This is a genomic window from Pseudomonas sp. TNT3 (genome assembly GCF_010095445.2).
In the GTDB taxonomy this organism is placed as follows: Bacteria; Pseudomonadota; Gammaproteobacteria; order Pseudomonadales; family Pseudomonadaceae; genus Aquipseudomonas.
On record NZ_WFGV02000007.1, the window covers coordinates 61734 to 86016 of the forward strand.

Annotated in this window: 25 protein-coding genes and 1 pseudogene; 17 read left to right on the forward strand and 9 right to left on the reverse strand. The window is 57.7% G+C overall.

Annotated features, from left to right (window positions below):
- Nucleotides 1-127: 127 nt before the first annotated feature.
- Nucleotides 128-1663 (forward strand): annotated as a pseudogene (locus GBC55_RS06560) (EAL domain-containing protein).
- Between the two features lie 231 nt (nucleotides 1664-1894).
- The gene (locus tag GBC55_RS06565) at nucleotides 1895-2260 is read left to right on the forward strand and encodes a histone-like nucleoid-structuring protein, MvaT/MvaU family (protein WP_162436486.1); all 366 of its coding nucleotides are present in this window, start codon (nucleotides 1895-1897) and stop codon (nucleotides 2258-2260) included.
- A 164-nt stretch (nucleotides 2261-2424) separates the two neighbouring features.
- Here the strand turns inward: GBC55_RS06565 and GBC55_RS06570 are convergent, their stop codons facing one another.
- The gene (locus GBC55_RS06570; protein WP_162436487.1) at nucleotides 2425-2949 is read right to left on the reverse strand and encodes a DUF4946 domain-containing protein; all 525 of its coding nucleotides are present in this window, start codon (nucleotides 2947-2949) and stop codon (nucleotides 2425-2427) included.
- Between the two features lie 145 nt (nucleotides 2950-3094).
- On the opposite strand from GBC55_RS06570, the gene gloA reads away from it, so the two are divergent.
- Nucleotides 3095-3616: a lactoylglutathione lyase gene (gene gloA, locus GBC55_RS06575; protein ID WP_162436488.1), complete on the forward strand. Its 522-nt coding sequence runs from the start codon at nucleotides 3095-3097 to the stop codon at nucleotides 3614-3616.
- Nucleotides 3617-3763: 147 nt separating this feature from the next.
- Here the strand turns inward: gloA and ahpF are convergent, their stop codons facing one another.
- The 3 genes from ahpF to GBC55_RS06590 all read right to left on the reverse strand — a co-directional run bounded on the left by ahpF (nucleotide 3764) and on the right by GBC55_RS06590 (nucleotide 7357).
- A complete protein-coding gene (gene ahpF, locus GBC55_RS06580; protein ID WP_162436489.1) occupies nucleotides 3764-5326 on the reverse strand; it encodes an alkyl hydroperoxide reductase subunit F in 1563 nt (520 codons plus the stop codon).
- A gap of 124 nt (nucleotides 5327-5450) precedes the next feature.
- Nucleotides 5451-6014 (reverse strand): alkyl hydroperoxide reductase subunit C, encoded by a 564-nt coding sequence (gene ahpC / locus GBC55_RS06585; protein ID WP_010460707.1) that lies wholly within the window; start codon nucleotides 6012-6014, stop codon nucleotides 5451-5453.
- Between the two features lie 404 nt (nucleotides 6015-6418).
- Nucleotides 6419-7357, reverse strand: a complete 939-nt coding sequence (locus tag GBC55_RS06590; protein ID WP_162436490.1) for a site-specific integrase — start codon at nucleotides 7355-7357, stop codon at nucleotides 6419-6421.
- 215 nt (nucleotides 7358-7572) lie between these two features.
- On the opposite strand from GBC55_RS06590, the gene GBC55_RS06595 reads away from it, so the two are divergent.
- Nucleotides 7573-8583, forward strand: a complete 1011-nt coding sequence (locus tag GBC55_RS06595) for a DNA-binding protein (RefSeq protein ID WP_162436491.1) — start codon at nucleotides 7573-7575, stop codon at nucleotides 8581-8583.
- Here the strand turns inward: GBC55_RS06595 and gorA are convergent.
- On the reverse strand, nucleotides 8580-9938 hold the full coding sequence (gene gorA, locus GBC55_RS06600; RefSeq protein ID WP_162436492.1) for a glutathione-disulfide reductase: 1359 nt from the start codon (nucleotides 9936-9938) through the stop codon (nucleotides 8580-8582). The two genes, GBC55_RS06595 and gorA, sit on opposite strands and share 4 nt — an antisense overlap.
- 341 nt (nucleotides 9939-10279) lie before the next feature.
- Entirely contained in the window at nucleotides 10280-11119 is an 840-nt protein-coding gene (gene galU / locus GBC55_RS06605; protein ID WP_010460715.1) for a UTP--glucose-1-phosphate uridylyltransferase GalU, read from the reverse strand.
- Nucleotides 11120-11409: 290 nt separating this feature from the next.
- Here galU and GBC55_RS06610 point away from each other — a divergent pair, with 290 nt between their 5' ends.
- Together GBC55_RS06610 and GBC55_RS06615 are read left to right on the forward strand one after the other, a co-directional pair.
- Nucleotides 11410-11598, forward strand: coding sequence for a hypothetical protein (locus GBC55_RS06610; RefSeq protein WP_162436493.1), 189 nt, complete (start codon nucleotides 11410-11412; stop codon nucleotides 11596-11598).
- Between the two features lie 140 nt (nucleotides 11599-11738).
- A complete protein-coding gene (locus GBC55_RS06615; RefSeq protein ID WP_162436494.1) occupies nucleotides 11739-12020 on the forward strand; it encodes a hypothetical protein in 282 nt (93 codons plus the stop codon).
- Nucleotides 12021-12030: 10 nt separating this feature from the next.
- Here the strand turns inward: GBC55_RS06615 and GBC55_RS06620 are convergent, their stop codons facing one another.
- A complete protein-coding gene (locus tag GBC55_RS06620) occupies nucleotides 12031-12261 on the reverse strand; it encodes a hypothetical protein (RefSeq protein ID WP_162436495.1) in 231 nt (76 codons plus the stop codon).
- 73 nt (nucleotides 12262-12334) lie between these two features.
- Nucleotides 12335-12691: a hypothetical protein gene (locus GBC55_RS06625; protein WP_162436578.1), complete on the reverse strand. Its 357-nt coding sequence runs from the start codon at nucleotides 12689-12691 to the stop codon at nucleotides 12335-12337.
- Nucleotides 12692-12902: 211 nt separating this feature from the next.
- On the opposite strand from GBC55_RS06625, the gene GBC55_RS06630 reads away from it, so the two are divergent.
- From GBC55_RS06630 to ada, 5 genes are all read left to right on the forward strand, one after another.
- Complete coding sequence (locus tag GBC55_RS06630) at nucleotides 12903-13205, forward strand: DUF1883 domain-containing protein (protein WP_162436496.1); 303 nt, start codon at nucleotides 12903-12905, stop codon at nucleotides 13203-13205.
- Nucleotides 13206-13233: 28 nt separating this feature from the next.
- Entirely contained in the window at nucleotides 13234-13410 is a 177-nt protein-coding gene (locus GBC55_RS06635; RefSeq protein ID WP_178114276.1) for a hypothetical protein, read from the forward strand.
- A 108-nt stretch (nucleotides 13411-13518) separates the two neighbouring features.
- Nucleotides 13519-14226, forward strand: a complete 708-nt coding sequence (locus tag GBC55_RS06640; protein WP_162436497.1) for a 2OG-Fe(II) oxygenase — start codon at nucleotides 13519-13521, stop codon at nucleotides 14224-14226.
- Between the two features lie 3 nt (nucleotides 14227-14229).
- Complete coding sequence (alkB, locus tag GBC55_RS06645; protein WP_162436498.1) at nucleotides 14230-14895, forward strand: DNA oxidative demethylase AlkB; 666 nt, start codon at nucleotides 14230-14232, stop codon at nucleotides 14893-14895.
- An 86-nt stretch (nucleotides 14896-14981) separates the two neighbouring features.
- Entirely contained in the window at nucleotides 14982-16046 is a 1065-nt protein-coding gene (ada, locus tag GBC55_RS06650; protein WP_162436579.1) for a bifunctional DNA-binding transcriptional regulator/O6-methylguanine-DNA methyltransferase Ada, read from the forward strand.
- 109 nt (nucleotides 16047-16155) lie between these two features.
- Here the strand turns inward: ada and GBC55_RS06655 are convergent, their stop codons facing one another.
- Nucleotides 16156-17139 carry an MDR family oxidoreductase gene (locus GBC55_RS06655; RefSeq protein WP_162436499.1) on the reverse strand — a complete coding sequence of 328 codons (984 nt, stop codon included), beginning with the start codon at nucleotides 17137-17139 and terminating at the stop codon, nucleotides 16156-16158.
- 191 nt (nucleotides 17140-17330) lie between these two features.
- Between GBC55_RS06655 and GBC55_RS06660 the strand changes: the two genes are divergently transcribed.
- From GBC55_RS06660 to GBC55_RS06685, 6 genes are all read left to right on the forward strand, one after another.
- Nucleotides 17331-18392: a nitronate monooxygenase gene (locus GBC55_RS06660; protein WP_162436500.1), complete on the forward strand. Its 1062-nt coding sequence runs from the start codon at nucleotides 17331-17333 to the stop codon at nucleotides 18390-18392.
- 298 nt (nucleotides 18393-18690) lie between these two features.
- Nucleotides 18691-19458, forward strand: coding sequence for a molybdate ABC transporter substrate-binding protein (gene modA / locus GBC55_RS06665; RefSeq protein ID WP_162436501.1), 768 nt, complete (start codon nucleotides 18691-18693; stop codon nucleotides 19456-19458).
- Nucleotides 19459-20139 carry a molybdate ABC transporter permease subunit gene (gene modB / locus GBC55_RS06670; RefSeq protein ID WP_162436502.1) on the forward strand — a complete coding sequence of 227 codons (681 nt, stop codon included), beginning with the start codon at nucleotides 19459-19461 and terminating at the stop codon, nucleotides 20137-20139. It abuts the gene before it with no gap.
- 3 nt (nucleotides 20140-20142) lie between these two features.
- The gene (gene modC / locus GBC55_RS06675) at nucleotides 20143-21222 is read left to right on the forward strand and encodes a molybdenum ABC transporter ATP-binding protein (protein WP_162436503.1); all 1080 of its coding nucleotides are present in this window, start codon (nucleotides 20143-20145) and stop codon (nucleotides 21220-21222) included.
- A gap of 74 nt (nucleotides 21223-21296) precedes the next feature.
- Nucleotides 21297-22343, forward strand: coding sequence for a DNA topoisomerase IB (locus GBC55_RS06680; RefSeq protein ID WP_162436504.1), 1047 nt, complete (start codon nucleotides 21297-21299; stop codon nucleotides 22341-22343).
- 266 nt (nucleotides 22344-22609) lie between these two features.
- Nucleotides 22610-24259, forward strand: coding sequence for an ABC-F family ATP-binding cassette domain-containing protein (locus GBC55_RS06685; RefSeq protein ID WP_162436505.1), 1650 nt, complete (start codon nucleotides 22610-22612; stop codon nucleotides 24257-24259).
- Nucleotides 24260-24283: the final 24 nt, after the last annotated feature.

The window sequence follows — 24283 nt, forward strand, 5'->3', positions numbered from 1 at the left end:
TGGCATGACGTTCTCCGGCAAAAGCGGAAAAGGCCAACTATCATGGGCCTTAGCTGAACTCTTCAGGGAAATGTGTCGTCGCCTTGCCCGCATTTGAGAGCCCTCTTCCATCGTCCAGGTTTCACAAATGCCATTGACTGTCAGAACCCGTCGTAAACGCGGTGCCCGGATTGCGGTGACCCTGCTCAGTGGTGTGCTTCCGGTGCTGTTGGGGAGCGCCATGCTCTATATGCAGGCGCAGCGCGTACTGGAGCAAAGTGCCGCATTGACGGCCTAAGAATCCGTCCGCCAATTTGATCTGATGCTCGACAACACCGCCCAGGCCGCGCAGGTATTGCTGCCGCTGGCTGGCCAACCCTGCAAAAGCGTCACGCTGGCATTACGCGAACAGGTCACACGCCGTCCGTTTGTGCGCTCGACCAATCTGGTAAAGGACAACACGCTTTATTGCAGTTCGCTGTTCGGGGAGATCAACGAACAAATCGACCCCGGCGATTACACCGAAGGCAAACTGTGGCTCATGAACGGCAACCCGGTCACCCCCGGCACTGCGCTGCTGGTGTATCGGCTCAGCGACGGGCAGCGCGGTGCACTGAGCACCCTGGACGGCTATCACCTGAGCAACGTACTGCGATTGATCGGCCGCAAGACGATACTGCTGTTACAGGTCGGATCGAACTGGCTGTCGCCTGACGGGAAATACCACGCAGGTCCTCTTCCCGTTATACCGGTGGCGCAAACCACGCTGAACTCCTCCCGCTATGCCTTCACCGTGGCGGCGGGGTTTCCTGAAGGTGAGACCTGGCGATACATGCTCAGTGAGTACCCGCCGCTGTTCAGTTTGCTGATTTTTTTCGGCGTTGTGTCCGGGCTGATCGGACATGTTCTGCAAAAGCGCTCGACATCGCCCAGCGTTGAAATGCAACGCGCGCTGGAAGCCGCGGAGTTCATTCCTTATTTTCAACCGGTGGTTCTTGGCGACAACAAGAAGTGGTCCGGCGCCGAAGTGTTGATGCGCTGGAACCATCCGAAGGAAGGCTTGGTACGACCCGATTTGTTCATCCCGTTCGCCGAGCACTCCGGGCTGATCGTGCCGATGACCCGCTCACTGATGCGCCAAACTGCAGCGCTATTGGCGCCGCTGTCAGGATCGTTCGAGGCGCCGTTCCATATCGGCATCAATATCACCGCCCGGCACTGCAAGGACTTGCAACTGGTTGAGGATTGTCGCGAGTTCCTGGCCAACTTCGCGCCGGAGTCCATCAGCCTGGTACTTGAGCTGACCGAACGTGAGCTGATCGAGCCCACGGCCATCACCCATCAACTGTTCGAACAACTTCACGCGCTTGGCGTGATGATCGCCATCGACGACTTTGGTACCGGCCACTCGAGCCTCGGTTACCTGCGCGAATTCAACGTGGACTTTCTGAAAATCGACCAGAGTTTTGTCGCCATGATTGGCGCCGATGCCCTGTCCCGGCACATCCTCGACAGCATTATCGAGCTCTCGGTCAAGCTCGACCTGAGCATCGTTGCCGAGGGCGTGGAAACCGAGGAGCAAAGTGATTACCTGACTGCTCACGGCGTGAACTATTTGCAGGGTTATCTGTTCGGCCGGCCGATGCCTGGCGAGCAGTTCATTATTAAATTAAGTGACCATTAACTAGCAGCTTAAATACACCCGACGAGACAATGCACCAAAATGTTTCAGACATTCACTGTTGTTACATGAAGAAAATATCATGATTTACTCTTGGCGCATTAACTACTACACTTTTTGTTGCCTGTGCAAAATTGGCAGGGCGAGCCACTATCACCGGGTCGCTTCAAGGCTCTTGGCTTATAGCTTTGTTTGCGGTAGGTATTAGCCAAACACACTATTGGAGTATAGATTTTGTCCAGACTCGCTGAATTTCGTGCAGCTGAAAAGGCCCTTCAAGAGCAGCTCAAACAGCTGGAATCACTGAAGAATGACGCCGGGCTCAAGAAAGAAATCGAATTCGAAGAGAAGCTTCAGGGACTGATGAAAACTTACGGCAAAAGCCTGCGCGACATCATCGCCATTCTCGATCCGAACCCGGCAAGATCCGGCCTGCAACAGGCCTCGGCACCTAAAACCCGCCGCGCACGCGTGGTCAAGGTTTATCAGAACCCGCACACCGGTGAGCTGATCGAGACCAAGGGCGGCAACCACCGCGGCCTGAAAGCATGGAAGGAACAATACGGTGCCGACACCGTTGACGCCTGGCTGCGCGGTTAAAGCATCTCCGTGATAAAACAAAGCCCTGCCCTGCAGGGCTTTTTCATGGGCACACTAAAAGACATGGACTAAAGAATGTTAAATCGGTAGCGCCCGACTAACTTTCGGCTTAATCCTTTTGGGCATCCAAACATCATCGATCGCGTCACGCGTTGCCCCTTCGGTTAAAGTTGCAAACTGTTGCGGGCCGCCGCTATTTCTTCCTGGCTCGCCTTATAAATCTGCGCCTGTCCCGCATACGAAAGTACATAGGCCTTATCGCCATCCACCGCGGCAACCAATGTTTGTGACAGCACATGCCGCCCGTTTTGTGTGATGGTGCAGGTGGTTTCCAATGCCGCTAAACGGCTCAAGCGCGTCTCGTGAATCTTGTTGCAAACACTTTGATAACCGCTCTGGAAGAAGTCTTTCTGGACGGCTTTGCGCATCTCCAGCAACACCCCCTCAAGGTTGACTTGATGCCCGCTTTCCACCTGCGTCATGGTCAACTCCATGACCAGTGTCGGTGACCCGTCCTGATCGTTTTTCACTGCACGCTGGCGCGAAACCTTGGACGTTGCGTCGTCGGGCACGATGGCTTCGATTTCCCAACCGATTGGCCAGGTGATCACCGGTGTCTGCGCGTGAACACAGGTCACGGCAGACAGTGAGCCAATCAAGACGAGGGTCGATACACGAAATCGGGACATTACGCTAAACACTCAGGGGTGGAGCGGTAAAGTCTGAGCTGCGCCCGCCCGTCAGGCAATAGCGGATGCATTGGGTTTGGTGATGTCCCAAGCCTTGCGTATCATTGCTGCCATTCGTTAGCCCCACTTATTTACCGGAGGGCCCATGAGCCTGCACGAATTGAACACCTTCCCTGGCGTCACCGCCCAACCTGATTCCGCGACCCAGAAGTTCGTCTTCAACCACACCATGTTGCGGGTAAAGGACATCACCAAGTCGCTGGATTTCTACACCCGCATCCTGGGTTTCTCGCTGGTTGAAAAGCGCGACTTCCCGGACGCCGAATTCAGCCTGTACTTCCTGGCACTGGTCGATAAAAACCAGATCCCTGCCGACGCTGCCGCGCGCACCGAATGGATGAAGTCGATTCCTGGCATTCTGGAACTGACGCACAACCACGGCACCGAGAACGACGCAGATTTCGCTTACCACAACGGCAACACCGACCCACGTGGGTTTGGCCATATCTGCATTTCGGTTCCGGATATCGTGGCTGCCTGCGAGCGTTTTGAAGCGCTGGGTTGCGATTTCCAGAAGCGCCTGAACGACGGCCGCATGAAGAGCCTGGCGTTCATCAAGGACCCGGATGCTTACTGGGTCGAGATCATTCAGCCAGCGCCTATGTAAGCGAAATCAAAAGATCGCAGGCTCCGCCAGCTCCTACAGGGTCGAGCCGGACCTGGTTTTTGTAGGAGCTGGCGAAGCCTGCGATCTTTTGATCTAAAAAAAACCCCATGATCGCTCATGGGGTTTTTGTTTTTTCAGCCTCGGTGTTTACGCCGGGGCCGACGTGCGGATCAAGTGATCGAACGCGCTAAGCGAAGCCTTGGCACCCTCGCCCACTGCAATCACGATCTGCTTGTACGGCACCGTGGTCACGTCTCCCGCAGCAAACACACCCGGCATCGATGTCTCGCCTCGCGCATCAACAATGATCTCGCCACGTGGCGACAGCTCGATGGTGCCCTTGAGCCAATCGGTGTTCGGTAACAGACCGATCTGCACGAAGATGCCTTCCAGTTCTACCGCTCGCAATTCGTCAGTTTGACGATCCTTGTAACGCAAGCCATTGACCTTCTGACCGTCACCGGTCACTTCCGTGGTTTGCGCACTGGTGATCACCGTCACGTTGGACAGGCTGTGCAATTTGCGCTGCAGGACGGCGTCGGCGCGCAGTTGCACGTCGAACTCAAGCAAGGTCACGTGAGCGACAATACCCGCCAGATCGATGGCCGCTTCGACGCCGGAGTTACCGCCGCCAATCACTGCCACGCGCTTGCCCTTGAACAGCGGACCGTCACAGTGCGGGCAGTACGCCACGCCTTTATTACGGTACTGCTGCTCACCCGGGACGTTCATTTCACGCCACCGCGCACCGGTCGCCAGAATCACGGTCCGCGCTTTCAGCGACGCACCGCTGGCGAAGTGGACTTCGTGCAGTTCGCCATGCTTGCCCGGCACCAGCTTGTCGGCACGCTGCAGGTTCATGATGTCGACGTCGTATTGCTTGACGTGTTCTTCCAGCGCCACGGCCAGTTTCGGCCCTTCGGTTTCCTGTACGGAAATGAAGTTTTCGATGGCCATGGTGTCCAGCACCTGCCCACCAAAACGCTCCGCCGCAACACCGGTTCGAATGCCTTTACGGGCAGCGTAAATCGCGGCCGAAGCACCGGCAGGGCCACCGCCGACCACGAGCACATCGAAGGCTTCTTTGGCGCTGATTTTTTCCGCCTGACGCTCGATACCGCTGGTGTCGATTTTGGCGAGGATTTCTTCCAGGCCCATGCGGCCCTGACCGAAATTTACCCCGTTGAGGTAGATACTTGGTACCGCCATGATCTGGCGCTCATCGACTTCAGCCTGGAACAGCGCGCCGTCGATGGCAACGTGACGGATGTTCGGGTTCAGCACCGCCATCAGGTTCAGCGCCTGGACCACGTCCGGGCAGTTCTGGCAGGACAGCGAGAAGTACGTCTCGAAGCTGAACTCGCCCTTGATGGAACGGATCTGTTCGATCACTTCAGCGCTGGCTTTCGAGGGGTGGCCACCCACTTGCAGCAGGGCCAGCACCAACGAGGTGAATTCGTGGCCCATGGGGATGCCGGCGAAACGCAGGCTGATATCGGCACCCGGGCGGTTGATCGAGAACGATGGTTTGCGCGCATCGTCACCGTTGTCGAGCAACGTAATCTGTGTGGAAAGACTGGCAACGTCTTTCAAGAGTTCGAGCATTTCACGGGATTTCGCACCGTCGTCGAGGGAGGCAACGATCTCGATCGGCTGGGTGACCCGTTCCAGGTATGACTTCAACTGGGCTTTTAAATTGGCGTCCAACATACGGGCGATTTCCTTTTTTGAATTCGTAAAAAAAAACGCCCGAGCGAATCTCGCCCGGGCGTTTTTGAGGGCGGTGCAGCTTACTTAGGTGCGGGATACCGCCCTGATAGTGCGTGTCACAGACTTAGATCTTGCCGACCAGGTCCAAAGACGGAGCCAAAGTGGCCTCGCCTTCTTTCCACTTGGCTGGGCAAACCTGGCCTGGGTGAGCAGCGACGTACTGGGCAGCCTTGATTTTGCGCAGCAGTTCGGAAGCGTCACGACCCACACCGCCGTCGTTCAGCTCGACGATTTTGATCTGGCCTTCAGGGTTGATCACGAAAGTGCCACGGTCAGCCAGACCGGCGTCTTCGATCAGTACGTCGAAGTTGCGGGAGATGGCGTGGGTCGGGTCGCCGATCATGGTGTACTGGATTTTGCCAATGGCTGGCGACGTGTTGTGCCAGGCAGCGTGGGCAAAATGGGTGTCGGTGGAAACGCTGTAGATCTCGACGCCCAGCTTCTGGAATGCGTCGTAGTTATCAGCCAGGTCTTCCAGCTCGGTCGGGCAAACAAAAGTGAAGTCGGCTGGGTAGAAGAACACGACAGACCATTTGCCTTTCAGGTCAGCGTCCGACACTTTTACGAAGTCGCCGTTTTTGAATGCGTCAGCTTTGAATGGTTTTACTTGGCTGTTGATGATAGGCATCGGTGACTCTCCGTCAGGGGTTGAAAAGTTGATGGAATGAATCCTACCTATTCAATTCCCCGATGGCTCATTGGCAAAGCTCATGCTGCTGATTGGTTTTGGCTATTAGCCGACTGTATTAATAGAAGAAATGGGTATCTAGCGGGGTTCGGTGAGCGCTAAGAGCCAAGAGCCAGGAGCCAGGAGCCAGGAGCCTGGAGCCTGGAGCTGAGCACTTGTGGCGAGGGGATTTATCCCCGTTCGGCGACGTAGTCGTCGCAAAACCAGTGCGCGCGATATGCCTGATTCACCTGATAACCGGAATTCGGGGTTGCTGCGCAAATCAACGAGGCGGTGCGACGTTTCGCTGAATCCCCTCACCACAAGAGCCAGGATCGACAGCTGCTTCAGGGTGATATGCAGCGTCAGAGTGCCAACGGTTTTTCCGTGAGTCGCGTCATGCCTGGAAACGGACTCGCCTCCACATAACGCATGGCTGACTTCATGTCCTTCCAGCCGACATAACTCATCAGCGACTTCAAATCCCATCCGCTCTGATGTGCCCACGTAGCAAATCCGCGTCGCAGCGAATGGCTAGTGTAATGCTCGGCAGAAATGCCTGCGCGCTCCAGCGCCTGACGCAGCAGCGGGATCACGCTGTTAGGGTGCAGGCCCGCCTCGCTCAAATGCCCCCAACGGTCAATCCCCCGAAACACCGGCCCCCGCACCAGCGCGGCTTCGGTGATCCACTCGATATAGGCCTGCACGGGACACAAACGCTGCAGCGCTGGCGTTTGGTACGTCTTGCCAAGGTTTTCGCGGTCACCCTTGGTGCGAGGCAGGTAAAGGCTGATGCCGGTGCCGGCGCTCGCTTGAACGTGCTCGATCTGGATTCGGCACAGCTCATCGCTGCGAAAGCCACGCCAGAAGCCCATCAGGATCATCGCCGTATCGCGTCGGGCCCTAAGCAGTGCCGATTGATCGTGCTCAGATTTAGCGGTCTGCACTTCCTGCTCCAGCCAGGCAATCACTTGCTCAAGATGCTGCAACTGCAAAGGCTCGGCCTGTTTCTCCTGAGCCGGATGAAGCGCGCGTATGCCCTTGAACACTTTGCGCACGACAGGCGCCTTGGTGGGATCGGCGAAGCCCTGGCTGTTGTGCCATTGCGCAAGCGCCGACAAACGCAGCTTCAACGTATTGATCGACAACACACCGGCATGCGCCACCAGATAACGCGCGACGCTGTCTGCAGTCGCAGGCAGGAAGCCACCCCAACTGACCTCAAAGTGTTCGATGGCCGCGCGATAGCTGCGACGGGTGTTGTCCCGTGTGGCGGCTTGCAGGTATCGATCGAGATCACTCATGGAAATGGCCTTGCGCAGAGCCTGTGGGAGCAACGCTTGCTCCTACGGGGTTGGGGTGTACGGAAATAGCGGTGAAAACGCGTCAAAAATGCGCTGACACGGGATAATACCAGTATATCCCGCATCATGAACTTACCTTGTTTAACTTTACAATCAGCGTGGTACACTACTGTTTTTAGTGGTATGTACCACAGTACGAAATCGTAGGAGAGCGCATGGCTCGCGGTGGCATCAACAAAGCAGTGGTTCAAACGGCACGCCTGGCAATCCTTGCCCGGGGCGAGCATCCCAGCATCGACGCGGTACGCATCGAGATGGGCAATACCGGCTCTAAAACCACTATTCACCGTTATCTCAAAGAACTGGATGACGGCGTAGAACCCACAGAATCCACGTCCGAACCCATCGACGATGAGCTGACAGCGCTGGTTTCTCGCCTTGCGCAGCGCCTCAAGGAACAGGCCCAGGAGCCCATCGACCAGGCTCGTGCCCAGTTCGAACAGCAAAAGAACGCGCTGGATGCGCAGCTGGCTCAGGCTCAGGAAGCCAACACCGAGCTGCATCATCAGTACGAGATTCAGACGCTGGCGCTGACACAGGAATCGGACACGCTGCAGAACACCGTGGCCCTGCTGCAAACCGAACAGACCCGCAACGCCGGGCTGAACCAGGCGCTGGCCGATTTCGAATTAAGGCTGCAAGACAAGGATGAGCAGATCCGCTCCCTTGAAGAGAAACACCTGCACGCCCGGGACGCTCTGGAGCACTACCGCAACGCGGTCAAAGAGCAACGCGAGCAGGAGCAGCGACGTCACGAAGGACAGGTGCAACAGGTGCAGATGGAGTTGCGTCAGGCGCAGCAAAGCGCACTGGTGCGTCAGGACGAAATCACCCAGCTGCACCGCGACAATGAGCGCCTGCTGACGGAAAACCGCGGAACGTTGCGCGAATTGAGCCTGCTGCAGGAACAGCTCAAGCAAACGCACAGCCGGCAGGATCAGTTGCTCGAACAGGTCAACCGGATCGACACCGAACGCACCCTCCTCCAGGAACGCTTGCGTGCAGCACTACTGGAAAGCCAGTCACTCAAACAGAGCGTCGAGGAGCAGTCGCAGGCGAACAAGATGCTGGAGATTGAATTGCTCAAGACTCAGGCGAGTCTCGATGAGCGCGTGCGACTGGCGGCTGTCGTTGCGACAGCGCCAGCCACAGCGGAGGCCGATTAACCCGCGACAGGCGTTCGCATGGTGACGAACTCTTCGGCGGCAGTCGGGTGCACACCGATGGTGTCGTCGAAGTCACGCTTGGTGGCGCCCGCCTTCAGGGCGATTGCCAGGCCCTGGACGATTTCACCCGCGTCCGGACCGACCATGTGACATCCCAGCACCTTGTCGGTCTTGGCATCCACCACCAGTTTCATCAGGGTGCGCTCCTGGCATTCGGTCAGGGTCAGTTTCATCGGACGGAAACGGCTTTCGTAGATCACCACGTCGTGTCCGGCGTCCCGCGCCTCTTCCTCGGTCAAACCGACAGTGCCGATGTTCGGCAAGCTGAACACTGCCGTCGGGATCATTTTGTAATCCACCGGACGATAGTGCTCAGGCTTGAACAGGCGACGCGCAACGGCCATGCCTTCGGCGAGTGCGACGGGGGTCAGCTGCACTCGACCAATTACATCGCCCAGCGCCAGTATCGAAGGCTCAGCCGTCTGATACTGTTCGTCGACTTCGACAAAGCCTTTCTTGTCCAGTTTGACGCCGGTGTTTTCCAACCCCAGGTTGTCCAGCATCGGACGTCGACCCGTAGCGTAGAAAATACAGTCGGCGTGCAGCTCGCGACCGTCCTTGAGGGTCGCTTTCAGGCTGCCGTCGGACTGCTTGTCGATACGCTCGATGTCGGCGTTGAATTGCAGATTCATGCCGCGCTTGGTCAGCTCTTCCTGCAAATGCTTGCGCACCGAACCGTCGAAACCGCGTAAGAACAGATCGCCGCGATACAGCAATGTCGTCTCGGCGCCCAGCCCCTGGAAAATCCCGGCAAATTCAACCGCGATGTACCCGCCACCGACGACCAGTACACGCTTGGGCAACTCTTTCAGGAAGAACGCCTGATTGGAGCTGATCGCATGTTCATGCCCTGGGATTTCCGGGATCTGCGGCCAGCCACCGGTGGCAATCAGGATGTTTTTTGCGGTATGGCGCGCGCCATTGATCTCGACGGTATGGGGATCGACGATCTTGGCGTGGCCTTCATGCAAGGTCACGCCACTGTTTACCAGCAGGTTGCGGTAAATCCCGTTCAGGCGGTTGATCTCGCGATCCTTGTTGGCGATCAGCGTCGCCCAATCGAAATCAGCCTCGCCCAGTGTCCAGCCAAATCCGGACGATTGCTCGAAGTCATCGGCAAAATGCGCGCCGTAGACCAGCAATTTCTTCGGCACACAGCCGACGTTTACACAGGTGCCACCCAGATAGCGGCTTTCAGCCACTGCCACTTTCGCGCCAAATCCCGCCGCAAAACGCGCAGCACGCACACCGCCGGAACCGGCACCAATTACATAAAGGTCAAAATCGTAGGCCATCTCAATCTCCTAGGCAGGCCAACAGCATACCCGCAGACGCCGGGCGGGCAAGCGCAATACACGATTTTGGAACGAACCCACCCCACCAAACACAGCCCCCTGTAGCAGCTGCCGAGCCTGCGAGGCTGCGTCCGGCTGCGCAGCAGTCGTAAAATCAGACATCGCGGTCCAGCAGATGCACCTTGCACGCAGGTTTTTCGACTGCTGCGCAGCCGGACGCAGCCTCGCAGGCTCGGCAGCTGCTACAGGGATAAGCGTGATCTTTGAGGAAATTCCGTAACCACCGGGCAAGAAAAAGCCACCCGAAGGTGGCTTTTTCAATACAAGCAGGTCAGGCGCTATTAGTAGGCCTTGCCAGTCTTGTAGAAGTTCTCGAAGCAGAAGTTGGTCGCGTCGATGTAGCCTTCAGCGCCACCACAGTCGAAACGCTTGCCTTTGAACTTGTAGGCCATCACACAGCCGTTCTGCGCCTGTTTCATCAGCGCGTCGGTGATCTGGATTTCACCGCCCTTGCCTGGCTCGGTCTGCTCGATCAGGTCGAAGATGTCCGGCGTCAGGATGTAGCGACCGATAATGGCCAGGTTCGACGGCGCGTCTTCAGGCTTTGGTTTTTCAACCATGCTGTGAACGCGGTAGATGTCGTCGCGGATCATCTCGCCGGCAATCACACCGTACTTGTGAGTCTCTTGCGGATCGACTTCCTGGATGGCGACGATCGAGCAACGGAACTGTTTGTACAGCTTGACCATCTGGGTCAGCACGCCGTCACCTTCAAGGTTGACGCACAAGTCATCCGCAAGCACCACGGCGAACGGTTCGTCGCCGATCAGCGGACGACCGGTCAGGATGGCGTGGCCCAGGCCTTTCATTTCGGTCTGGCGGGTGTAGGAGAACGAGCAGTTGTCGAGCAGCTTGCGGATACCGACCAGGTACTTTTCCTTGTCGGTGCCTTTGATCTGGTTTTCCAGCTCGTAGCTGATATCGAAGTGGTCTTCCAGTGCGCGTTTGCCGCGACCGGTCACGATGGAAATTTCGGTCAACCCAGCGTCCAGGGCTTCTTCAACGCCGTACTGGATCAGTGGCTTGTTTACCACCGGCAGCATTTCTTTGGGCATGGCTTTAGTCGCTGGCAGGAAGCGAGTACCGTAACCGGCTGCTGGGAACAAGCATTTCTTGATCATAAAAGTCCTTGTAAGGGCTGTGTGTACGAGTTTCGGCGCAGTCTAATCAGGCGGCGGGCACCTTACAATGCCCCGCGCTGGCTAACCGATGCCATCATAGAGAAATATTCTGTCGGATAGTTCCGCAAACCGGTTTTGTAGATCGCGCCGGCTCCTATAGATAGCAGAGATCGTCCGTCCTGCCTGTACCGGCAATCGGGCAGGCGTCGGATCACCATACGCCGATCGGCACCGCCTGAGGGCATTTGGCGCTATCATTGCGTATTGAACCAAGCCAACGAGGCAGATAGATGTCGGAAGCAAAAAGCGTCAACGGGTTCCTGATCAATCAGGCGAAGGACGGACAATGGTGGGTGGCTGGCGCTAATGGCGAGAGTATTGCCGGGCCGTTCCCGACCGAAGCCAGCGCGATTGAAGTGGCATCAGTGTTGCAACTCGAACACCCGCCCACCAAGCGACGCGGTAAAGACAAGACCTGATTTGAACTTATTCGTGACAGAAGCCCTGCACTGTGCAGGGCTTTTTTGTGATGATCCGCAACGAAGTGGCCTTTCGCTATAACCTTTTGATGCCAGCGCTGTCACAGGCTTAGCCCCATTATCCTGACGACGACAACGACATGAATAAATTCTTACCCCTGATCGCACTATTGGCCCTTGGCGGCTGCGCAACATCCGAAACAACCTACCTGAACAACGGGGAACAAGGGCTTGCGATCGATTGCTCCGGGGAAGCCAATTCCTGGGCAACGTGTTACGAGAAAGCCGATGCATCGTGCGCCGGTACCGGCTATCGAATCGTAGGCACTGACGGCACACCCTCACTCAAGGAAAGCGACAAGACCTTAGGCGTCGATGTCGGCAACTTCAAAAACCGCAGTGTCGTGGTGGTGTGCAAGTAAGGCCCCTGCCCTACATGTGGATTTCGGCGAATTTGATTCCGAGACCTCGAACGGTCTCGATCAAATCGTCGAGACGACTGAAGGATTCGACTTCGTCGTTTTCATCGACCAGAAAGTAGCTACGCCCCTCGCTTTTCTTGAAAAAAACGATCCACTCCCCTGAATTGGCCGGGTTCTGAATCACATGCGTGGCAGAAATCAGGCCCTCTGCATGACGTTCCCGTACCTGCTCTCTTTTCATTACTCGACTCCAGAAATGACAATGCCGCCAAAGCGTTGCTTTGACGGCATCTATGCGTGCGGACTGTAGTTTATCAGCCCGATATGCAGGCCGTGGCGGCATTTCGAACATCCCATGGGCGCAACGGCACATTGGAAATGCGCTCGTGCAGCTTGATGCTGCTGCCCGTTGAGCGATCTTCGATATCAAACACCGCGGCCGGCCCAGAGGTCAGCTTTTGCGGAACGATCACTCGGACACCGTCCTTGTGCGGTTCGATTTGCAGAGCGCCCCGGCTACTGGCCAGCTTCTCGGTCAGGCACTGCGCATACTCCTGGGGCTTCTTGCCTGAGATCACGCTCATGGTCGGCAACGTTTCATTGATCTCCGAAACACTTGCGCAACCACCGATCGACAACGCCAATGGCAAAACCAACACACCCCACTTCATACAAAACCTCCGATAAAGAGCCTCCGACAGCACAAATGCCGTTTTTCTCCGAAGCTCACTGCGTTTATCGCTCATGGATCTCCAAATAACCGGTTTAATTGTCAAAGTGGACCACGGCGGCCGGATAATAACCTGTTCGGGCTGATAAACTGCGCCCATCGCCCAAGCTATCGTTTTGATTTTGTAGAAAAAGCCCTTCTGGAGGCGCCTCATGAAATTTATCCACCAGCGCGAGCACCTCAACGAAGACGACATCGTCGTCATTCAATGCTCCCAAACCTGCAACATCCGCTTGATGAACGACGCCAACTTTCGCAGCTTCAAAAATGGTGGCCGTCATACGTATCACGGCGGAGCGTTTGACACTTTCCCGGCGCGAATTACTGCACCGAGTACCGGTTTCTGGAACATCACGATCGACACGGTCAGCAACCGGGCTATCAGCGTGACCCGCAAACCGACCCTGACACATTCGATCAAGATCATCCGCCGCTCCAACTCGAAACTGAGTTGAGTAACGCTCCTACATGAAGACAGCAGGAATGACCGTGGCCCAAACGACCAAATACGTCATCAAATACAAACTCAACGGCGAACGTCGATTCGAGTTTGCACAGCTCGAAAACGGCACGACAGAAGAAGCCAAGGCTGCGCTGGATGTGATTCACGGCCAAGGCGACGACGTGATCAGCGAAATTAGCGTGAGCAAAGCGCTGTAGGAGCAATGCGACCGGCGCCTGCCAGAGTTCGACCGCAAGCGCCGGAGTGATTCCGCCGCAAGCCCGTCCCAGACTGCCACCTTTAACCCTGCGTTAAGGAGTCAGGACATGTTTGATGAGCGTTCGCTCGATGGATTCGACTGGGACGGTCTGCAACAGCAACTCGACCAGGATGGCTGCGCCGTCATCAAGTCGTTGTTGAGCGATGAGGATTGCGCGGATATCAGCGCGATGTATTCGCAATTCGAGCCATTCCGCTCTCAAGTCATGATGGCTCGCCATGGCTTTGGCCGTGGCGAGTACAAGTACTTCAAGTATCCACTGCCTGAACTCGTCAGCCGCTTGCGTCGCGCGCTCTACTCTCGTCTGGTGGCGATCGCCAATCGCTGGTACGAATGTATGGACCTGCCCACCCGATTCCCCGATCAACATGAAGCGTTTATTCAGCGCTGCCATGCCGCTGGTCAGGAACGTCCGACCCCCTTATTGCTGCAGTACGGTCCTCAAGACTACAACTGCCTGCATCAGGATTTGTACGGTGAACATGTTTTCCCGCTGCAAGTGGCGATTCTTCTGTCAGAACCGGATGAAGACTTCACAGGAGGCGAATTTGTGCTGACCGAACAGCGCCCACGAATGCAGTCGCGCCCGCAAGTCATCAGCCTGAGAAAAGGCGACGGGGTCATCTTTGCGGTCAATCAACGTCCGGTCAAAGGCATCCGCGGTTACTACCGCGTTACCCTGCGCCATGGCGTGAGTCGTCTGCACACTGGAAAGCGGCACACCTTGGGCATCATCTTTCACGACGCGTTATGAGCCATGAACCCGACTACTTTAGACATGTTCGCCAACCTCGAACCCGAGCAACATCCCAGGCGCGAGCAGATGGGGAAACAGTCCTACGTGCTCAGGGGCTTCGCCCTGCCCTGGCTGGATCGATTACTGCCTGAACTCGAGGCGGTGCTGAAGGCTGCGCCATTTCGGCAGATGGTCACGCCGGGCGGGTTCACCATGTCGGCAGCCATGAGCAGTTGCGGCACCTGGGGCTGGACGACCGACCGCAGTGGCTATCGCTATACCCGACAAGACCCGCTAAGTGGCGAGCCTTGGCCGGACATGCCCGAGGTGTTTTTCCAGCTGGCCCAAGCGGCAGCGCGAGAAGCCGGATTTGAAGCGTTCGTGCCGGATTCCTGCTTGATCAATCGCTACGTTCCCGGTGCAAAAATGTCATTGCATCAGGACAAGGACGAAACGTCCTACGAGGCGCCCATTGTCTCGGTGTCCCTGGGGTTGCCGGCGATGTTCCTGTTCGGCGGATTTGAACGCAGCGATAAATGCCAACGAGTGCCGCTGCTGCATGGCGATATTGTGGTTTGGGGCGGTGTCGACCGTTTGCGATATCACGGCGTTTTGCCTATCAAGGAAGGTCAGCACCCGCGACTGGGCGAACAACGGATCAACTTCACATTTCGTACCGCCCGATGAACATCCGAATTCAACCGCAAGCACCGGAGTGTGGTGGATGGGCCCAGGACTTAGTCTGAATGAAACGTCGCAACGGAAATGACGCAATGACCACTCATTCGACCAGGATCACCATCGAGAACGACCCGCGCTGGGCCGCCGTGGTTGCACGCGACCCGCGTTCGGACGGGCAATTCGTGTACGCGGTCAAAACCACCGGCGTCTATTGCCGGCCCAGCAGTCTGGCGCGGTTGCCCAACCCGCAAAATGTCGAATTCTTCGACACCGCCGAACTGGCCCAGGCCGCGGGATATCGCCCCAGCAAACGCGCAGCAAAAGATCAGAGCGAGATCGCGGCGCAGCATGCGGCCACGGTCGCCGCTGCCTGCCGGCAGATCGAAGAGGCCGAGGAGCTACCGGCGCTCAGTGACCTGGCGTTAGCGGCAGGGCTCAGCAGCTTTCACTTCCACCGGGTGTTCAAGGCCGTGACCGGGCTGACGCCCAGGGAGTACGCCCGCGCACATCGATCTCGCAAAGTGCGCGAGCATCTGGGCAATGGCGGCTCGGTCACTGATGCGTTGTACGACGCCGGCTTCAATTCCAATAGCCGGTTTTACGCAGCGGCGGACCATGTGCTGGGCATGAAACCTGCTGATTACCGAGCCGCCGGCCAAAACAACGACATCAGGTTTGCCGTCGGCCAGTGTTCGCTGGGGGCGATCCTGGTGGCGCAAAGTGAACGCGGCGTTTGCGCGATCCTGCTGGGCGATGATCCGCATCAACTGGTCTGCGATCTGCAGGACAAATTCCGTAGAGCCAATCTGATTGGCGCTGATCACGCGTTCGAGCAACTGATCGCCAAGGTGGTTGGCTTTATCGAGGCCCCGGCGCTGGGCCTGGACTTGCCGCTGGATCTGCGCGGTACCGCGTTTCAGGAGCGGGTCTGGCTGGCATTGCGCGAGATTCCTGTAGGCAGTACGGCCAGCTATGCCGAAATCGCGCAGCGTATCGGTGCGCCGAAATCCTACCGCGCCGTGGCTCAAGCCTGTGGGGCTAACAGCCTGGCGGTGGCGATTCCTTGCCACCGGGTTGTGCGCAGCGATGGCGATCTTTCAGGGTATCGCTGGGGGGTTGAGCGCAAGCGGCAATTGTTGGAGCGTGAGAGTCGTTAGGTTTTCAAGATCAAAAGATCGCAGCCTCGTTTCACTCGACAGTTCCTACAAGGGTTATGCGTATACCTGTAGGAGCTGTCGAGTGAAACGAGGCTGCGATCTTTTAAGTTTAGCGATTAACGTCCACCACCACTCTCCCCCGCAACTGACCCGCCAGCAACCGTGGAGCGGCCTCGATGACCTCGTTCAATCCGATCTCGTGGCTGATCAGCGGCAACAATGCGACGTCCAGATCCCGCGCCAGGCGATCCCAGGCCAGCACACGCCTGGCTTTTGGCTGGGTCACGCTATTGATACCGGCCAGGGTGACGCCGCGCAAAATGAAAGGGGCAACAGATGCCGGGAAATCCATCCCTTGTGCCAGCCCGCACGCTGCAACGGTTCCGTTGGATTTTGTGGCGGCGCAGGCGTTGGCCAGGGTATGGCTGCCGACTGAATCGATGACCGCCGCCCAGCGTTCCTTGGCCAACGGCTTGCCCGGCTCGGACAATGTGGCACGTTCAATGATGTCACTGGCACCCAATTGCTTGAGGTACTCATGCTCGGAAGTCCGGCCCGTGGACGCGACCACCCGATAGCCCAGCTTGCTCAGCAATGCGATGGCGAAACTGCCTACGCCTCCGTTGGCACCCGTGACCAGTACTTCGCCCTGTTCCGGCGTCACACCGTTGTGTTCCAGCGCCAGGATACTCAACATCGCCGTGTAGCCCGCCGTGCCAATGGCCATCGCCTGGGCCGCTGTGAACGCCTCGGGCAACGGAATCAGCCAGTCGCCGTTCAGGCGCGCTTTTTGTGCCAATCCACCCCAGTGCCCTTCACCCACACCCCAGCCATTGAGTAAGACGTTATCCCCGACTTTGTAGTCCGGATGCTCGCTGCTTTCGACAGTACCGGCCAGATCGATTCCCGGCACCATCGGGAATTTTCGCACCACCGGGCTGCTACCGGTAATCGCCAGGCCATCCTTGAAGTTCAGCGTGCTGTAAGCCACGCGCACCGTCACATTGCCTTCGGGCAATTGATCGTCATTGATCGCTTGCAGTGTGGCCTGGTAACCGCTGTCATCTTTGTTGATCAGAATGCCGTTGAACATTGATGCCTCCTGAAAAACTTGCAGAGTGGGTGCCGTCCAAATAGCACTTGGCACTGTGTTGCCCTACCCGACTTTAAGCCAATCCGGGTTTGATGTGGCGGGCGATGGGTTGGGCTGGCCTTGCGTCAGGCATTAAGATACACATTCAGCTCCACTGCCCTGTCCTGTTATTTCGCCGGAGAGCACACCCAATGAGTCAATGGCCAGACACGCGCATTCTCGACCTGTTAGGGATCGAACTGCCCATCATTCAGGCCCCCATGGCCGGTGCGACCGGCTCGGCCATGGTCATCGCTGCCAGCAATGCCGGTGGCCTGGGCTCGATGCCCGCCGCCATGCTGAGTACCGATCAGTTGCGTGAGGAACTGACGACCATTCGCCAGCAGACCCAGCGGCCGTTCAGCGTCAACTTCTTCTGCCATCAACCTCCCGCACCAGATGACCAGCGTACCCGTGACTGGAAGAACCTGCTGGAACCGTACTATCGCGAGTTGGGTGTCGACTTCGACGCACCGACGCCGGTGTCCAATCGCGCGCCCTTCGATAACGCCACCTGTGAAGTGATCGAAGCGCTCCGTCCTCCTGTGGTGAGTTTTCATTTCGGCCTACCCGAAAAATCGTTGCTGGACCGGGTCAAGGCGACCGGCGCGAAAGTGCTGTCTTCGGCCACCACCGTCGAAGAAGCCATATGGCTTGAGCGTCACGGCTGTGATGCGATCATCGCCATGGGCTATGAAGCCGGCGGCCATCGCGGGATGTTCCTGAGCGATGATCTCAACAGCCAGGTGGGCACCTTCGTGCTCGTGCCACAGATTGTCGACGCGGTGACTGTGCCGGTGATTGCAGCAGGCGGCATCAGCGACGCTCGCGGTGTCGCGGCGGCTTTTCTGCTGGGCGCGTCGGCGGTGCAGATCGGAACAGCGTACTTGTTTACGCCGGAAGCCAAGGTCAGCGCGTCACACCACAAGGCGCTGCGAACGGCCAAAGAAAGTGAAACCGCCGTCACCAATATTTTCACGGGGCGCCCGGCGCGGGGAATTCTCAATCGGGTGATGCGCGAACTCGGGCCGATCAGCAACACAGCGCCGGCCTTCCCACTTGCGGGTGGCGCTTTGATGCCGTTGCGGGCCAAAGGAGAAGCGGATTTCAGTAACCTGTGGGCGGGCCAGGCATTCACGCTTGGGGTGGAGTTGACCACGGCAGAGCTGACCCGGCGATTGGCGGAAGAAGGCTTGGCGAAGTTGATTCGTTAGGTCAGGCAACATCTCGCCCCGTGTAGCGGCTGGCGAAGCCTGCGTTCGGCGGCTCTGTGGCGAGGGGATTTATCCCCGTTCGGCTGCGCAGCAGTCGTAAAAATTTGGGGCCACTGCGTGACCCAACGGGGATAAATCCCCTCGCCACAACAGAGGCGAACGCAGGCTTCGCCAGCTGCTATACGGTTTATCGCCAATCAGATGTATACAATCCCGTTCCGTTTGCAGGCATTTCGCTATATATTTCGCTACATAGCGTTTACCCACCTCGCTGTCCTGCCGACTACGGAGCCGTTTCATGACCCTATGCGCCTCACGTTTTGCCCCCACAGCCTTTGCCAGCCTGATCGCGGTATTCGCCTTCGGCTCTGCCCAGGCTGACGAAGTTCAGGTGGCCGTCGCGGCCAACTTCACTGCTCCGATTCAGGCCATTGCCGCTGATTTCGAAAAGGACACCGGGCACAAACTAGTGGCTGCTTATGGTGCGACGGGTCAGTTCTACACCCAGATCAAGAATGGTGCGCCGTTCGAGGTGTTCCTCTCGGCAGACGACACCACCCCGCAAAAACTGGAAACCGAAGGCGATACGGTCAAGGGCTCGCGCTTCACTTACGCCATCGGCACGCTGGCGCTGTGGTCGGCCAAGGAAGGTTACGTCGACAGCAAAGGCAAAGTGTTGAGCGACAACCAGTATCAGCACCTGTCCATCGCTAACCCGAAAACGGCGCCTTACGGACTGGCGGCCAGCCAGGTGTTGGCCAGACTGGGCCTGACCGACCAGGTCAAAGGCAAGATCGTTGAAGGCCAGAACATCACTCAGGCCTATCAGTTCGTCTCCACCGGCAACGCCGAACTGGGCTTCGTCGCCCTTTCACAGATCTACAAGGACGGCAAAGTCACGGGCGGTTCGGCCTGGATTGTTCCGGCCGACATGCACGACCCGATCAAGCAGGACGCGGTGATCCTCAACAAAGGCAAGGACAACCCGGCCGCCAAGGCGCTGGTTGAATACCTCAAAGGTCCAAAAGCCGCCGCTCTCATCAAGTCCTACGGTTACCAACTCTAAATGACGCTATCGAGTGCCGACTTCGCCGCAATCTGGCTGACCCTGAAACTCGCGTCGCTGACGACGGTTATCCTGCTGGTGATCGGCACTCCGATCGCGTTATGGCTGTCGCGCACCTCGTCCTGGTTGCGCGGACCGGTCGGGGCGATCGTCGCCCTGCCTTTGGTCCTGCCGCCCACGGTGATTGGCTTTTACTTGTTACTGGCACTCGGCCCGCACGGGTTTATCGGCCAGTTCACCCAGTCACTTGGTCTCGGCACCCTCACCTTCAGTTTTGCAGGGTTGGTCATCGGCTCAGTGCTCTACTCGATGCCCTTCGTGGTTCAGCCGCTGCAAAACGCTTTTTCTGCCATCGGCACCCGCCCACTGGAAGTCGCTGCAACGTTGCGCGCCAATCCCTGGGACACGTTTTTCAGCGTGATCCTGCCCCTGGCGCGACCCGGCTTCATCACGGCGGCGATACTCGGTTTTGCTCACACCGTGGGTGAATTTGGCGTGGTGCTGATGATCGGTGGCAACATTCCGGACAAGACCCGAGTGGTCTCAGTGCAGATTTACGATCACGTCGAGGCCATGGAATACGCCCAGGCCCATTGGTTGGCCGGTGCCATGTTGGTCTTCTCTTTTGCCGTGTTGCTGGCGCTCTATTCCAGCCGCAAAACCAAAACGGGCTGGAGCTGATCGATGATTCATACGCGCCTTAAACTCAGTTATTCCGGGTTCGCTCTGGACGTGGACCTGCAGTTGCCGGGTCGTGGCGTCACCGCGCTGTATGGGCACTCCGGCTCCGGCAAGACCACCTGCTTGCGCTGCATCGCCGGCCTGGAAAAAGCTGATCTGGGGTTTATCCAGGTCAACGATGAAGTCTGGCAGGACAGCGAAAAGCACCTCTTCGTCCCGCCGCATAAACGCGCGCTGGGCTATGTTTTCCAGGAAGCCAGCCTGTTTCCTCACCTGTCAGTGCTGGCCAATCTGGAGTTCGGTCTCAAGCGCATCCCGAAAGCAGAACGCCGGGTCGACATGGCCCACGCTACCGAACTGCTCGGGATCGGCCATCTGCTGGACCGGCATCCCCAGCATCTGTCAGGCGGCGAACGTCAGCGCATCGGCATCGCTCGTGCCCTGCTCACCAGTCCGAAACTACTGCTGATGGACGAGCCGCTGGCAGCGCTCGACAGTCAGCGAAAAAACGAAATCCTGCCTTACTTGCAACGGTTGCACGATGAGCTGGACATCCCGGTTTTGTACGTCAGCCATTCTCAGGATGAAGTGGCGCGGTTGGCCGACCACATCGTTTTACTCAACGACGGTAAAGCGCTGGCCAGCGGCCCGATTGGTGAAACCCTCGCGCGCCTGGACCTGCCGCTGGCGATGGGCGGTGACGCCGGCGTGGTGATCGAAGGCCATGTCAGTGCCTATGACGCTGACTACCAACTGCTGACGTTGCAACTGCCGAACACCGACATGAGCATTCGCGTGGCCCACGCGCCCATGACCCAAGGTCAGGCGTTGCGCTGCAAAGTTCACGCACGGGATGTCAGCCTGAGCCTGCAGAGTGTCGAGCAAAGCAGCATCCTCAATCGCCTGCCCGTCACGGTGATCAGTGAAATGGGTGCGGACAACGCCGCTCACGTGCTGGTGCGCCTGGACGCCGCGGGAACACCCTTGCTGGCAGGCATTACGCGTTTTTCCCGAGACCAACTGGCCATACACCCGGGCCAGCAACTCTGGGCGCAGATCAAGGCGGTGGCCGTGCTGGCGTAAATCCGCTGGCACGACTGCAAAAGTGCGCGGTCAATGGCTGTAACGGCCCCTGATTTGCGCCAAGGAAAACCGCCATGCCCGATACCGCGTTGCCTGATGTGCTGCCACCGGACCTGCATTATGTCGATGACACGCAGCCTGGAATCACGCGCAAGAAATTGCGCGGCAAGTTCTGTTATTTCGATCCTTCAGGTCAGCGCATCACTGACCCGGATGAAATCAAACGCATCAATGCCCTCGCCGTCCCACCGGCCTACATTGATGTGTGGATTTGCGCCGACCCGCGTGGCCATCTGCAAGCCACCGGGCGCGATGCACGCGGGCGTAAGCAATACCGTTACCACGCGCGCTGGCGCGAAGTACGCGACGCAGATAAATACTCACGCCTGAGGGATTTCGGACGGGCCCTGCCGAAACTGCGCAAACAGCTTGAGGCGTTGCTGGAGGCTCCAGGCTTCAGTCGCGAGAAAGTCATGGCCACTGTGATTACCTTGCTTGACGCCACTCTGATCAGGGTCGGCAATACCCAATACGCTCGTGACAACCGTTCGTATGGCCTCACCACCTTGCGCAGCCGTCACGTTGAGGTCAATGGCAGTGCCATCCTGTTTCAATTCCGCGGCAAAAGCGGCGTTGAACACCAGATCACGGTGAAAGACCGGCGCCTGGCTCGGATCATCAAGCGTTGCCTGGAGATTCCCGGGCAAAACCTGTTTCAGTACCTGGACGAAAACGGCGAGCGCCACACCGTCAGCTCCTCCGACATCAACGCCTATCTGCAATCCCTCACTGGCGCAGATTTCACCGCCAAGGATTACCGCACCTGGGCCGGCAGCGCGCTGGCGTTGTCGGTGTTGCGCGAATTGCACTGGGAGCCGGAATCGGATGCCAAGCGGCATGTGGTGGAGATGGTGAAGAACGTCGCCAAACAGCTGGGCAACACCCCTGCGGTCTGCCGCAAGTGCTACATCCATCCGGCGGTACTGGACGGATTTCTGCTGGGTGCGCTGGCCGAACTGCCGAAACCCAGGACGCGCAAAGGACTGCGGGCTGAGGAAGTCGGGCTGGCGATGTTTCTGGAGCAAATGGTCGAAGCTGCTCAGAACGCTGAACTGCAGTAATCCCTGTAGGAGCTGCCGAAGGCTGCGATCTTTTGATCTTGATCTTCTCCTGTGTAAAAAAAGATCAAGATCAAAAGATCGCAGCCTTCGGCAGCTCCTACGGGGATCTTGATCGATGCTGAATCCTCGTCTAGGCTAGCCGCCTTTCCTTCCTTCCTTCCTTCCAGGATGACCTTCGACGTGAACAACTAAGCCTTCCAAAAATGTTTCCACGACAAGCTGCCAACGGCGCTTGTTGGTCTTTTCGACATTTTCCGGAGGTGCCTATGACTCACGTCACGCGTCTGCCTGCACTCGTCTCACTGAACCATCTGGGTTTCAAGTTCGCCAATGGCGAAACTGTTTTCGACGCCTTGACCCTGAGCTTCGACCGCGTTCATACAGCCATCGTCGGCCGAAATGGCATTGGCAAAAGCGTGCTTGCCCGCTTGATTGCCGGACAACTCAAACCCACCTCAGGAACACTGGATGTCCAAGCTGAGGTGGGGTATGTGCCGCAAACATTTTCGCTACACGTCGAGCAAACGGTCGCCCAGTCGACGGGTACCGCAGATGCGCTGATGGCGTTGTCGCGTGTGCGTCTGGGTTTTGCCTCGGATGAAGATCTCGAGACCCTGGCTGAACGCTGGGATGTGGCGGACCGGCTGCGCTCGCAGCTGGACGAAGCAGGGCTTTTCGACGTTCGGCACGACACCCCGACTCACCTCCTGAGCGGCGGACAACAAGCGCGGATCGCGTTGATCGGCGCGTTTCTCGGGCAGGCGCAATTGCTGGTGCTGGATGAGCCCACTAATCATCTGGACACGGAAGGACGTCAGTGGCTTAAGCGCAAACTTGCACAATGGCGCGGCGGGTTGATTGTTGTCAGCCATGATCGACAGCTGCTCAATCAGGTTGATCGAATCGTCGAACTCACGCCGCTTGGATCAAACGTCTTTGGCGGCAACCATGAGGCGTTCCGGGCCCAACGAGCGATCGACCAAGCGGCGAGCCGTGCGACGCTTGATCGGGCACGCACTGATCGCAAGCGGGAACGGGTTCGTTTGCAGCGTGAGCACGACACGGTTCAGCGACACGCTGCCTGCGCCCGTAAAAAGGCTGAAAGCGCCAACGTATCGGGATTCGAACGCGCAAAAATGAAGGGCGCGGCCATGGATGCGATGGGGCCCATTCACCGTTCACATAAAGCCCGCAAAAACCTGCTCGATGTTCGGGTATCCGATGCCAACGCCAGAACACTGCTCGATGAGCCCGTGATGGTGTACTTGCCCGGCACGCTGATCCCGACGACCAGGCAAGTACTGACGCTGGTTGACGTGCATCTGCCTTGGCAGCCAGCAGACGCAGCGCCTTTAAGCCTTTCGCTCGCGGGGCCCGTGCGAATCGTTGTGAGTGGCCCGAACGGTTGCGGCAAGTCGACTTTGTTACGGATGCTCACGGGGGAAGTCGAGCCAGTCAGTGGACAGTGCAGTACTCACGTTCCCTGCGCTTTTCTGGATCAGCAACTGGCGTTACTGGATGATCAGCGTTCCATCCTGGAACAACTGGCGCTGTTGGATACACCACTGACAGAAGGCACGTTGCGTAGCCATCTGGCACATCTACACCTGGGCGCCAACCACGTCACCCAACCGAGCGGGTTACTCAGCGGCGGCGAACGCTTGAAGGCTGCGATCGCTATTGCGCTGTGGCGGCAAACACCCGCGCAACTGCTGCTGCTCGATGAGCCGAGCAATCACCTCGACCTGGAATCCATATCAGCCTTTGAAACAGCGTTGCAGGCATTTCCCGGAGCAATCGTGGCGGTCTCTCACGATCAGCATTTTCTCGCCGCATTGGCACCGACTCATGCCCTCAACTGGGCGTCGCAGGGATGGCATTTATCGACGATGGATGAGCGCGATCAGACGAATTGAACCGTCCTGGTTTTGCACGATTGC